We start from the raw sequence: 11,752 nt of genomic DNA, 5'->3' as shown, positions 1-11,752 counted from the left end.
GGGGGAACAAGAAGGCTATGTTTGAATTTGATATGGACTTGGATCATCTGGCCAAAATCAAGGTGATCGGCTGCGGCGGTGGCGGCAGTAACGCGGTGAACCGAATGATTGAAAACGGAGTGAGAGGCGTAGAGTTTATTACCGTGAACACGGATGCGCAAGCTCTTCATACATCGAAAGCGGACCAAAAATTGCAGATTGGCGACAAGCTGACTCGCGGTTTAGGGGCAGGTGCGAACCCGGAAGTGGGAAAAAAGGCGGCTGAAGAATCGAGAGAACTGATTTTGAACACGCTAAAGGGCGCGGACATGGTGTTTGTTACAGCGGGCATGGGCGGCGGTACCGGAACGGGTGCAGCGCCGGTTATCGCTGAGATCGCTAAGGAATGCGGAGCGTTGACGGTCGGCGTAGTAACGCGCCCTTTCACATTCGAGGGTCGCAAGCGCGCTTCTCAAGCGGAGCAGGGGATAACGGCACTAAAGGAAAAAGTGGATACGCTTATTGTGATTCCAAACGATCGATTGTTAGAAATTGTGGATAAGAAAACTCCGATGCTTGAGGCATTCCGTGAGGCGGACAATGTTCTTCGCCAGGGCGTACAGGGGATTTCCGATTTGATTGCGGTTCCCGGACTGATTAACTTGGACTTCGCAGACGTCAAGACAATTATGACCGAGCGCGGCTCTGCATTGATGGGGATCGGCGAAGCAACGGGCGAAAACCGTGCGGCGGAAGCGGCCAAAAAGGCTATCCAAAGTCCGCTGCTAGAAACGTCTATCGATGGAGCACGCGGTGTATTGATGAACATCACAGGCGGCGCCAATTTGTCGCTGTATGAAGTTAATGAAGCGGCCGATATTGTGGCTTCCGCGTCGGATCTCGAAGTCAATATGATTTTCGGTGCCGTAATAGATGAGTCGTTTAAGGATGAAATTAAGGTGACGGTTATAGCCACAGGCTTCGAGCATAAGGCTCAAGCTCAGCAGCCTGCACGCAAGCCGGCGGGGTTATCCCAGTCGACCGAATCCACTGACAACCGCGTCAATAACTTGCGTCCGTTCGGGGGACAACCATCCGGCGACCAACTGGACATCCCGACATTTTTACGCAACCGCGGCAAAAACAGCTTGGACAAGTAACCAACTCAATACAAATTAATAATACCCAATCGGAGAACATGGCCCGGTTGGGTATTTGTTTGCTGCCGCGCGGCCACCACCATCTGACAAAACTAGTGACAAACAATCGGCAAGTTTAGACAGACTTTGAAAGACGCTTCATATATACTTGTCTCATTCGCGAATGTGGCTGCAGCTTGAGGAAAGGCCAAAACAACGCCTGCGAGCTCCATGGAGGGAAGTGGAAGATGATAGTTTACGCAGATATCATTTTCCTCGTGAATGTGCTCATCGACGGTGCGCTGCTGTGGACTACCGCCAAGGCACGCAAGCTGCAATTTCGTTGGTGGCGGGTCATATGTTCCGCTTGTGTCGGGGGCGGATATGTTATCTTTATGTTTTTTCCACCATTGTCTTTTTTATTCACGTTCGGTGTGAAATTTCTGTTGTCGGTAGGTATGCTGTTGATAGCTTTCGGGTTCGGAGGGCTGCAGTATTTTTTAAGAAATGTCGGTGCGTTTTATATCGTCAATTTCGCGGCTGCGGGTTCGATACTGGGTGTGCATTACTTGTGGATGTCGTCGAGTGATGTGATGAACGGAATTCTGTTCACGCAATCCGGCGGCGTCCGGCACGAGCTGCATATCGGACTGCTGTTTGTTTTTGTCATGCTGTTGTTTGCGGTTTGGCTATATCGGCGTGTGCATCAATCGGCTGAACGGCAGGCAGATATGGCCTCGTATATTGCTCAAGTGGATGTGCACATTGACGCCTTTGCTGCCAGCTGCTCCGGTCTGATTGACACGGGGAACCAACTCTACGATCCGCTCACCAGAACACCGGTCATGGTGATGGAGCTGTCCCAATGGGAGGATAACATCCCGCATACGTGGAAAAGGCTTATTGCCGAGTCGCAAGTTGATCAAATCCTAAGCACGGTGGGGGATGGCGAATTTCAATGGCAGGATCGGCTGCGTCTGGTGCCTTTTCGCGGCGTCAACCGCTCCACGCAATTCATGCTAGCAATTAAACCGGATCGTGTCATTATCACACACAACGATAAACAATATGAAGCTGCGAAGGTGCTGATCGGGCTCGACGGAGGCAAATTAAGCAGTGATAACGCTTATCAAGCGATAATTCATCCGAGTTTGCTGCAGGGATAGCAATTGCGATCAAAGAAACTCATGACAACAGCGCAGAGAAACCAATACGTATAGGAGGAACGACAATGCTCGTGAAGTGGAAGCTGATTCTGCAAATTTACTATTTCCGTCTTCTGATGTTTTTTGGACTCAAAGGGGAGGAAATCTACTATATCGGTGGAAGTGAAGCGCTACCTCCTCCACTGACCCGCGAAGAGGAAGAATATTTGCTTGGAAAGCTCACCACTGGGGATACGGCTATACGGGCCATGCTGATCGAAAGAAACCTGCGTCTGGTTGTTTATATTGCGCGAAAATTCGAAAACACAGGCATCAACATAGAAGATTTGGTTTCGATCGGGGCGATTGGGCTGATTAAGGCCGTGAATACGTTCGATCCAGAGAAGAAGATCAAGCTGGCCACTTACGCATCCCGCTGTATCGAGAACGAAATATTGATGTACCTTCGCCGCAACAGCAAAATCCGCACCGAAGTGTCTTTCGATGAACCGTTAAATATAGATTGGGATGGCAATGAGCTGCTTCTATCCGACGTGCTCGGCACAGAAAATGATACCATTTACCGCAACATCGAAGAACAGGTTGACCGGAAGCTGCTGCATAAGGCGTTGGATAAGCTGTCAGAACGGGAGCGGACGATCATGGAGCTGCGTTTTGGGCTGCACGATGGTGAAGAAAAGACCCAGAAGGACGTTGCCGATATGCTTGGCATTTCACAATCCTACATTTCCCGTTTGGAAAAACGCATCATCAAAAGGCTGCGAAAAGAGTTCAATAAAATGGTGTAAAGCGAAAAAATTTTTCTGAAATAATGTAAGCGAATCCTTTATTGCAACGACTGGATTTGCTCCTGCCGCCGCTGGTGGTACACCCGCCGGCTGTCCGGATCGTACGCATAAAAAAGCTTGCCGAGGAGATAATTAACATTAATGTTTCTCCTTGGGAGGTAGTCAGAGTGACCCGAAACAAAGTCGAGATTTGTGGTGTGGATACGGCGAAGCTTCCTGTTCTTACTAACGTGGAAATGCGTGAATTATTTGTCCAGCTGCAAACTAACAATGAACGGTCGGCGAGAGAGAAGTTAGTCAATGGCAACTTACGTCTGGTTTTAAGCGTGATTCAGCGATTCAATAACCGCGGCGAGTTTGTCGATGACCTGTTTCAAGTCGGCTGCATTGGACTAATGAAGGCAATTGATAATTTTGATTTGGGACAAAATGTTAAATTTTCGACTTATGCGGTGCCGATGATCATTGGAGAGATTCGCCGCTATTTGCGTGACAATAACCCCATTCGTGTTTCACGCTCGCTGAGAGATATAGCCTACAAAGCACTGCAGGTGCGGGACAGCCTGACCAACCAGAATTCGCGGGAGCCGACGATTTATGAAATCTCCGAAGCGCTAAATGTGCCGAAGGAAGACGTTGTGTTTGCATTGGATGCGATCCAGGATCCCGTCTCTTTGTTCGAACCGATTTACCATGACGGCGGTGACCCGATATATGTGATGGATCAGATCAGCGACGACCGCAACAAGGATGTTTCATGGATAGAAGGCATTGCCCTGCGGGAAGCGATGCGCAAGCTCAATGACAGGGAAAAAATGATTTTATCCATGCGTTTTTTCGATGGAAAAACACAAATGGAAGTTGCGGACGAGATAGGTATTTCGCAAGCCCAAGTATCCCGGTTGGAAAAATCAGCTATTTTACAAATGCAGAAGCACGTTAAAAATTAACGATCACCTCCATACGAAAATACACCAGACCCGCGGCTGCCACCACGTCCGCAGGTCTGTTTATGTTTCATTGCAGACATCACGGTGCATCAGAAGTTTTTCTTGTCAAGATGGACATTTCGCCCGGCTTCAACATACATATAGAAGTAGCAGTGCGAACGATTCCATAAGAATACGTGGTGGTACAGCGTGAAAATATCAGATTTTCAAACCAAAGACGTAATCAATATTGTGGATGGTAAAAAATTAGGCCAAATCAGCGATCTGGAACTCGACCTGCGCAACGGGAAGATCGAATCGATTGTCGTTCCGAACGGGAACCGTTTGTTCGGCCTGTTCGGCAACGCCGCGGATGTGATTATTCCTTGGAGCCATATCGTGAAGATCGGCATGGATGTTGTGTTAGTCAAAATCGATGAAGTGCGAAGTTTTCGTCAGCAGGATGAGACTGAGGCAGTTCACGAATATAACCGGCAATACCGGGGCTGAAAACTGCATTGCGACGAGTAAACAAAAATATCGCATGCAAACGAGGCTGTGGTACAAATGCTAGGGGGATGCCGTATTCGCTCACATCATGTATACTGTTGGAAAGTGGATTCATCGTGGGAAACGATGTGAAAGGAGTACGCGTGAATGGAACCGTTTGTGCTGCAAACTGAACGGAACGGAAGCGAGCTGCTGTATATCAAGAGCTGGAGGGGCCGCGATGCGGGCCTCACCGTCGGATTCACTTCGCGCCGAGGCGGAGTCAGTGAGTATCCCTTTGACAGTCTCAATTGCGGGCTTCACGTGGGCGATGCACCGCCTGCGGTGGTGGCGAACCGCGCACGATTGGCTGAGGCGCTGCAGATCGGGCTGGATGCATGCACTTACGGAGAACAGGTGCACGGTAATGAAGTACAGATCGTAACCAAGCAGCATGCGGGAGCAGGTGTTGATTCCAGACAGAGTGCTCTGCAGTCCAAAGATGCGTTTATTACGAACGAGCCCGGCGTGTTTTTGCACGTGATGTTTGCCGACTGCGTGCCGTTGTATTTTTATGACCCTGTGCATAGGGCGGTCGGGCTGGCCCACGCAGGATGGAAAGGCACGGTTCTGCAGATCGCCAAAACGACGGTCGAAGCGATGTCAGTTGCTTATGGCACTCAAGCAAACCAGCTGTACGCTGCCATCGGACCGTCGATTCAGTCCTGCTGTTATGAGGTCGACGATACCGTTATTTCACGTGTCAGCGAGACGATGCTTGCCCTGAGCATAGGCAACGACCAGACACAGAGCCTACCCGTGTACCAAACCTTGCCGAACGGTAAATATAAGTTGAGCTTGCAACAATTAAATCGACAAATTATGATAAAAGCAGGAATTGTGCCGACCAATATCGAAATAAGTAGTTTGTGTACAAGCTGTCGCACCGATCTGTTTTTTTCGCACCGCAAGGAAGGCGGGAAAACAGGAAGAATGGCGGCTTGGATCGGTTTGTATGAATAGAGGTGACATTTCGCTTTGCAATTGACGCATAATATACAGTCTATCGAAGACAAAATTTCAAAAGCATGCGCCCGAGCCGGCCGAAACCGGGAAGACGTGCAAATAATTGCTGTGACGAAATATGTCTCCCTCGAAACCACCGGGCGGGTCCTGCAGCACGGCTTGCGCCACATCGGCGAGAATCGCTGGCAGGACGCACGGCCGAAGTGGGAAGCGTATTCGGAGCAGGCGATTTGGCATTTTATCGGCCATCTTCAAACGAACAAAGTGAAGGATGTTATAGGTAAATTCGCCTACATACATTCATTGGACAGACTGTCCCTGGCCAAAGAAATTGACAAGAAGGCAGCGTCTCTGGGTATTCAACCGGCTTGCTTCATCCAACTAAATGTATCCGGTGAGGAGACCAAGTTCGGTATGAGCCCGCAAGAACTACCGTCGTTTGTGGAGCAGCTCGCATCTATGCACAATATCCGGATCGTAGGCTTAATGACAATGGCTCCGTATGAAGCCGAACCCGAAGCGACCAGACCTGTGTTTCGGGAACTGCGCAGGCTCCGCGATGAGCTGAACAGGGAGCGGGTACTAGGGTATGAAATACCGCATTTATCGATGGGCATGTCGAATGATTTCGAGGTAGCTGTCGAGGAGGGGGCCACGTGGGTTCGGCTCGGATCCACTCTGGTCGGCAAGGAATAAGACTACACTCATCCACTTAGGAGGGAGAACCATATGGGAATGATGAATAAGTTTATGAACTTCATCGGCATTCAAGAGGAAGAGGAAGTGGTTGAACGCGAGCGGGTCGTCGAGCAGAGCGAGGATGTTGAAACCAATCCGGTGGAGCAGCGTAAGAGTAAAGGGAATATCGTCAGTATCCATTCACAGAAAAATGTCAGAGTCGTGTTAAACGAGCCTAAATCGTATGAGGATACCCAGGAAATAGCGGATCATTTGCGTTCGCGTCGACCGATCGTCGTGAATTTGCACTTGGTTCGGCCGGATCAAGCCACTCGCATCGTTGACTTTTTGAGCGGTACGGTATATGCTCTCAACGGCTCCATTTCCAAGATTGGGCCCAACATTTTTCTGTGCACGCCGGATACGGTAGAAATTCACGGGTCTATCTCGGAAATACTGCATCACGAGGGCTAGACTACCACACAATTAATTGAGGTGAACAGTTTGGGCTTGTATTCTATTTATGGTTACGTCGATACGCTGTTCGATGTATATTACTACATGTTAATCGCTTATGTGCTGCTCTCCTGGTTGCCGAGTGCAAGAGAAAGCTTTATCGGTGAAATCTTGGGCAAGCTGTGTGAGCCGTATTTATCCATCTTTCGTCGATTCATTCCGCCTATCGGAGGTATGATTGATATCTCGCCCATCGTGGCGTTGATTGCGCTTCACTTTGTGCGTATGGGAATTATGACACTACTCAGTTTCATTATCAGGTGATTTGGGTGAACGCAGACAATATATACTCTCATTTTCATCCCGATGAACACCGGTTTGTGGATAAGGCTGCGGAATGGGTCGAACGTGCTGAACACCATCAGATGAAGCTAACCGACTTTTTGGATCCGCGGCAGGCTTTTATCTTAACCACACTGGTAAATAGAACAGCGGACGTGCAGATCCGTTGGGCAGGCGGGCATAAGGACGCGGAACGGAAACGCGCCCTGATCGCGCCGGACTACCGTGTATTAGACGAGGAAGATATGGGGATTGCGCTGATTGCAGTCACTTCATTGGACGATAAGCTGAAGGAGTTGGACCATGGGGATTACATGGGAGCGATTCTGGCGCTTGGTATGAAACGTGAGAAAATCGGCGATATTCACGTCACGGATGAGGGCTGCCATTTCCTGGTGGCTGCGGAAGTGGCGGATTACATGAGATTGCACCTGCAGCAGGTGCACCGGGTCCACGTCATAACGGAGCAGCTGCCGCTTACTCAGCTACGCACCGCAGACATCAAGCTGGAGGAAATGAGCCTGTCGGTTGCGTCCATGAGGTTGGATGGTATCGCCGGCGATGTGTATCATCTGAGCCGTGCAAAAGTGTTGGTTCCGATCAAGGCGGGCAGGTGCAAGGTGAACTGGAAGCAGGAAGAGGATCCCAGCAAACCACTGCGTGCAGGGGATATCGTGTCTCTGCAAGGCTTCGGCCGTTTCAAAGTGTTGGATGCAGGGGAGATGACCAAAAAAGGCAGGATCCGTGTGAAAATCGGCAAATATACATGACTGCCGATTTTTTGCTTTTTCAATGCAGGAAAATGCAGGGTGCTGTCGAATATAGCATTACGCATCTTTGTCGTTCTTTGATGTAGGGGTTTTATAATAATCAGGAGGTGCAGCAATGCCTTTAACACCGCTAGACATACATAACAAAGAATTCAGTCGTTCCTTTCGGGGCTATGATGAGGATCAGGTCAATGAGTTTTTGGATTTGGTTATCAAGGATTACGAAGCGCTGATTCGAGAAAATAAGGATTTGCAAGCCCAATTGACCACGATACAGGAGCGGCTTGATCATTTTGCCAATATCGAAGAGACCTTGAGCAAGACTATTATTGTCGCTCAGGAAGCCGCCGATGAGGTGAAGACGAACTCTAAGAAAGAAGCACAGTTGATCTTGAAAGAAGCTGAAAAAAACGCAGACCGCATTATCAACGAGTCGTTAGCCAAATCCCGCAAAATCGCTGTGGAAATAGAAGAACTGAAAAAACAGGCCTCGATCTACCGGACACGCTTCCGCACCTTGCTGGAAGCTCAATTGGAGCTTCTGGGTAAAGAGGACTGGAATTCACTGGAGCGGATGGAGCTCGAGCAGGTTTGATTTTTCTGAAGCAGTTCATTGTGGCACGGTGTTGACTTAGGACGTTATTTTGGGTATACTTAATTATTAATAAACTATAGGTTAAAGCGATGATTGGGAAGAGTACTTTGCGTACGCAGCGTCAGCGAGTCGGGGATTCGGTGGGAGCCCGGCCGCTGCAGCACAGGAAAATCACCCATGAGCGTCTCTTGAAATCAAGTAGAGCAGATCGGCTGATCCCGTTACAGATCAATGAGTGAAGGCATGCACGCCGGAGATCAATGTACGTATGACATGCGATTGACCGTGCCGTCAGCCTTAATCAGGGTGGTACCGCGAGACTTCTCGTCCCTTTTGGGATGTGAGGTTTTTTTGTTTTTGCAGATAAAATAAGGAGATGATGCAGTGATGGATTACGGCAAAACATTGAACCTGCTGCAAACGGAATTTCCGATGCGCGGAAATCTGCCTCAGGCTGAACCGAAAATGCAGCAGCACTGGGATGAGATCGATATTTACGCCAAGGTACAGGCAAGCCGCAGCGGCAAGCCGAAATTTATACTGCATGATGGGCCGCCATATGCGAACGGAGATATCCATATCGGTCATGCGATGAATAAGGTCATCAAGGACATCATTGTCCGCTTTAAGACAATGCAGGGCTATGATGCACCTTACGTCCCTGGTTGGGATACACACGGACTGCCCATCGAACAAGCGATTGCCAATGGGGGCAAAGTAGAACGCAAAAAGATGAGCGTAGCCGAATTCCGCGAATACTGCAAAGATTACGCACTGCAGTGGGTAGAAAAGCAGAAAAGTCAATTCCAGCGCCTCGGCGTGCGTGGCGATTGGAAAAATCCTTACATTACGCTCGAACCGAAGTACGAGGCCCAGCAAATTCGGGTATTCGGCGAGATGGTGAACAAGGGCTACATCTACAAAGGGCTGAAGCCGGTGTATTGGTCTCCATCCTCGGAGAGTGCGCTGGCGGAAGCGGAAATTGAATACAAGGATAAAACGTCCACGTCGATCTATGTAGCGTTTCAAGTGAAAGACGGCAAGGGCAAGCTGCCAGAAGACGCGTCCATCGTGATCTGGACGACAACGCCTTGGACCCTGCCCGCTAACCTCGGGATCAGCGTTCATCCCGAGTTCGACTACGCGCTGGTACAGGTTGACGGCAAGAAATATGTGCTTGCCCATGGTCTGTTGGAGGCGGCATCCAAAGAGATCGGCTGGAAGGATGTTGAGGTGCTGTCGCTGATCAAGGGCAGCGAGCTGGAGCACGTGCTTTGTCAACATCCGTTCTACGACCGCACATCGCTCGTAATGGTTGGTGAGCATGTCACGTTGGATGCTGGTACCGGCTGTGTTCACACAGCTCCGGGACACGGTGAAGATGACTTTATCGTCGGACAACGGTATGATCTGGGCGTTCTGTGCCCCGTGGACGATCGAGGGCATTTTACTGCGGAGGCGCCCGGCTTCGAAGGGATGTTCTATGAAAAAGGCGGCAAATTGGTGACAGAAATGCTGCAAGAATCCGGTCATCTGCTCCACATGACTACAATTCAGCATCAGTATCCGCATGACTGGCGCACAAAAAAGCCTGTCATTTACCGGGCGACCGAACAGTGGTTTGCGTCTGTCGATAAGTTTCGCCAAGACATGCTCGATGAGATCAAGCGACTGAAATGGACGCCAAGCTGGGGCGAAACTCGTTTGCATAACATGATTGCCGATCGTGGAGATTGGTGTATTTCCCGCCAGCGTGTGTGGGGCGTTCCAATTCCGATCTTCTACTGCAGAAGCTGTAATGAACCGATCGTTAACCAAGACACCATCGAGCATGTCGCGCAAATTTTCGAACAGGAAGGCTCTAACGCCTGGTTCCAGAAGGATGAGGAGGAGTTGCTGCCTGAAGGCACCACCTGTCCAAAATGTGGGCATGACCACTTCCGCAAGGAAACTGACATTATGGACGTCTGGTTCGACTCCGGTTCGAGCCACATGGGCGTTTTGGAGGCACGTGAGGACCTGCAATGGCCTGCTGACTTGTATTTGGAAGGCTCCGACCAATACCGCGGGTGGTTCAACTCCTCGCTCATCACGGGCGTGGCAGTACGCGGCCAAGCGCCGTACAAAGGGATCTTGAGCCATGGATTTACATTGGACGGCGAGGGCCGGAAAATGTCCAAATCGCTTGGCAACACAGTGGATCCGAACAAAGTTTCCGATAAGCTGGGCGCTGACATTTTGCGTCTGTGGGTATCCTCAGTGGACTATCAATCAGACGTGCGGATTTCGGATAAAATTTTGACACAGATCACCGAAGTTTACCGGAAAATTCGCAACACTCTGCGTTTTCTGCTTGGTAATTTGTACGACTACGATCCATCCACGGACCGTGTGCGCGCTGCTGATATGAATGAGCTGGACCGTTTCGCGTTGATCCAGTTAAACCGGATGAACGACCGTGTGATCAAGGCGTACGACGACCTCGAGTTCCATGTCGTGTATCAATCGATCCATCATTTCTGTGCGGTGGAGCTGAGCTCGTTCTATCTGGACATCATCAAGGATAGACTATACGCCAGTGCGCCGAATGATCCGGGCAGAAAGGCAGCGCAGACCGTATTATATGATGCGCTAACGGTAATAACTAAATTGATTGCGCCTATCCTGCCGCATACCGCTGATGAAATGTGGAGGTATATCCCGGCGACCTCGCTCGACAGCGTACAATTGAGTGAAATGCCGGCTACCGACAGCTCTTTGTTCAATGAAGGACTAGAACGCAAGTGGGCTCAATTTATCTCGCTTCGCGATGATGTGCTTAGAGCGTTGGAGGAAGCGCGGAAGGAGAAAATTATCGGCAATTCCCTCGGAGCGGCGTTGCATCTGTATCCCGATACTGAAACTGCTGAGCTGCTGCAAGCATTCGATCAGCTGGATCAATTATTCATCGTCTCTGCCGTTGAAGTTCATCAGCCGGGCGAGAGTGTGCCGGCGGAGGCTAAACAAAGCAAGGGATTAGCGGTGCTGGTGAAGGTGGCGGAAGGGGAAAAATGTGAACGCTGCTGGATTGTCACTCCGGAAGTTGGCCAGGATCCTGAGCATCCAACTCTATGCAATCGCTGTGCGCATGTTATCAAACGGAAAGTGAATGCTGAAGCATAATACGTTATGACAGAATCCGGCGGCAAAGAAGAAGTGATCTTCCGCCGCCGGTACTTGTGTCTACATATACGAACGGGCACCCACAACCGGAGAGCAGCAGCGGCACCGGGCCGTCGCTAACGCGCGTGGGGCTAGTCACCAGACTCAGTCGGGTGAAGCGCGATGACGCCCACGGGCAGCAGCTCCTTATCACTGTCCCGCCACGCGGCATGCACGAGCGAACCTGTGATCAG

Annotated in this window: 12 protein-coding genes and 1 other annotated feature; all 12 genes read left to right on the top strand. The window is 50.1% G+C overall.

Annotated elements, in window-relative coordinates; all coding sequences use genetic code 11:
- The first annotated feature begins 17 nt into the window (after nucleotides 1-17).
- The 12 genes from ftsZ (at nucleotide 18) to ileS (ending at nucleotide 11,519) form a co-directional block, all read left to right on the top strand.
- On the top strand, nucleotides 18-1,139 hold the full coding sequence (gene ftsZ, locus CBW46_RS02440; protein WP_089198416.1) for a cell division protein FtsZ: 1,122 nt from the start codon (nucleotides 18-20) through the stop codon (nucleotides 1,137-1,139).
- 227 nt (nucleotides 1,140-1,366) lie between these two features.
- A complete protein-coding gene (gene spoIIGA, locus CBW46_RS02435) occupies nucleotides 1,367-2,284 on the top strand; it encodes a sigma-E processing peptidase SpoIIGA (RefSeq protein WP_089198415.1) in 918 nt (305 codons plus the stop codon).
- A gap of 65 nt (nucleotides 2,285-2,349) precedes the next feature.
- Entirely contained in the window at nucleotides 2,350-3,072 is a 723-nt protein-coding gene (sigE, locus tag CBW46_RS02430; RefSeq protein WP_089198414.1) for an RNA polymerase sporulation sigma factor SigE, read from the top strand.
- Nucleotides 3,073-3,239: 167 nt separating this feature from the next.
- Nucleotides 3,240-4,022: an RNA polymerase sporulation sigma factor SigG gene (sigG, locus tag CBW46_RS02425; protein ID WP_089198413.1), complete on the top strand. Its 783-nt coding sequence runs from the start codon at nucleotides 3,240-3,242 to the stop codon at nucleotides 4,020-4,022.
- A 189-nt stretch (nucleotides 4,023-4,211) separates the two neighbouring features.
- Entirely contained in the window at nucleotides 4,212-4,511 is a 300-nt protein-coding gene (locus tag CBW46_RS02420) for a YlmC/YmxH family sporulation protein (protein WP_089198412.1), read from the top strand.
- A 147-nt stretch (nucleotides 4,512-4,658) separates the two neighbouring features.
- Nucleotides 4,659-5,513: a peptidoglycan editing factor PgeF gene (pgeF, locus tag CBW46_RS02415; protein WP_089198411.1), complete on the top strand. Its 855-nt coding sequence runs from the start codon at nucleotides 4,659-4,661 to the stop codon at nucleotides 5,511-5,513.
- 15 nt (nucleotides 5,514-5,528) lie between these two features.
- Complete coding sequence (locus CBW46_RS02410) at nucleotides 5,529-6,212, top strand: YggS family pyridoxal phosphate-dependent enzyme (protein WP_089198410.1); 684 nt, start codon at nucleotides 5,529-5,531, stop codon at nucleotides 6,210-6,212.
- Between the two features lie 33 nt (nucleotides 6,213-6,245).
- On the top strand, nucleotides 6,246-6,668 hold the full coding sequence (locus CBW46_RS02405; protein WP_089198409.1) for a cell division protein SepF: 423 nt from the start codon (nucleotides 6,246-6,248) through the stop codon (nucleotides 6,666-6,668).
- A gap of 36 nt (nucleotides 6,669-6,704) precedes the next feature.
- Nucleotides 6,705-6,974, top strand: a complete 270-nt coding sequence (locus tag CBW46_RS02400) for a YggT family protein (protein ID WP_424445774.1) — start codon at nucleotides 6,705-6,707, stop codon at nucleotides 6,972-6,974.
- A 5-nt stretch (nucleotides 6,975-6,979) separates the two neighbouring features.
- Nucleotides 6,980-7,762 carry a YlmH family RNA-binding protein gene (locus CBW46_RS02395; RefSeq protein WP_089198407.1) on the top strand — a complete coding sequence of 261 codons (783 nt, stop codon included), beginning with the start codon at nucleotides 6,980-6,982 and terminating at the stop codon, nucleotides 7,760-7,762.
- Nucleotides 7,763-7,877: 115 nt separating this feature from the next.
- Nucleotides 7,878-8,357 carry a DivIVA domain-containing protein gene (locus CBW46_RS02390; RefSeq protein WP_089198406.1) on the top strand — a complete coding sequence of 160 codons (480 nt, stop codon included), beginning with the start codon at nucleotides 7,878-7,880 and terminating at the stop codon, nucleotides 8,355-8,357.
- An 80-nt stretch (nucleotides 8,358-8,437) separates the two neighbouring features.
- Nucleotides 8,438-8,692, top strand: a binding site (T-box leader).
- A gap of 52 nt (nucleotides 8,693-8,744) precedes the next feature.
- Complete coding sequence (gene ileS, locus CBW46_RS02385) at nucleotides 8,745-11,519, top strand: isoleucine--tRNA ligase (protein WP_089198405.1); 2,775 nt, start codon at nucleotides 8,745-8,747, stop codon at nucleotides 11,517-11,519.
- Nucleotides 11,520-11,752: the final 233 nt, after the last annotated feature.

Origin of the sequence: Paenibacillus xerothermodurans, from assembly GCF_002220865.2 — a bacterium.
Lineage (GTDB): Bacteria > Bacillota > Bacilli > Paenibacillales > NBRC-103111 > Paenibacillus_S > Paenibacillus_S xerothermodurans.
Note: the sequence above shows the minus strand (reverse complement) of the source record. Positions and strands in the feature narration are given on the sequence as shown.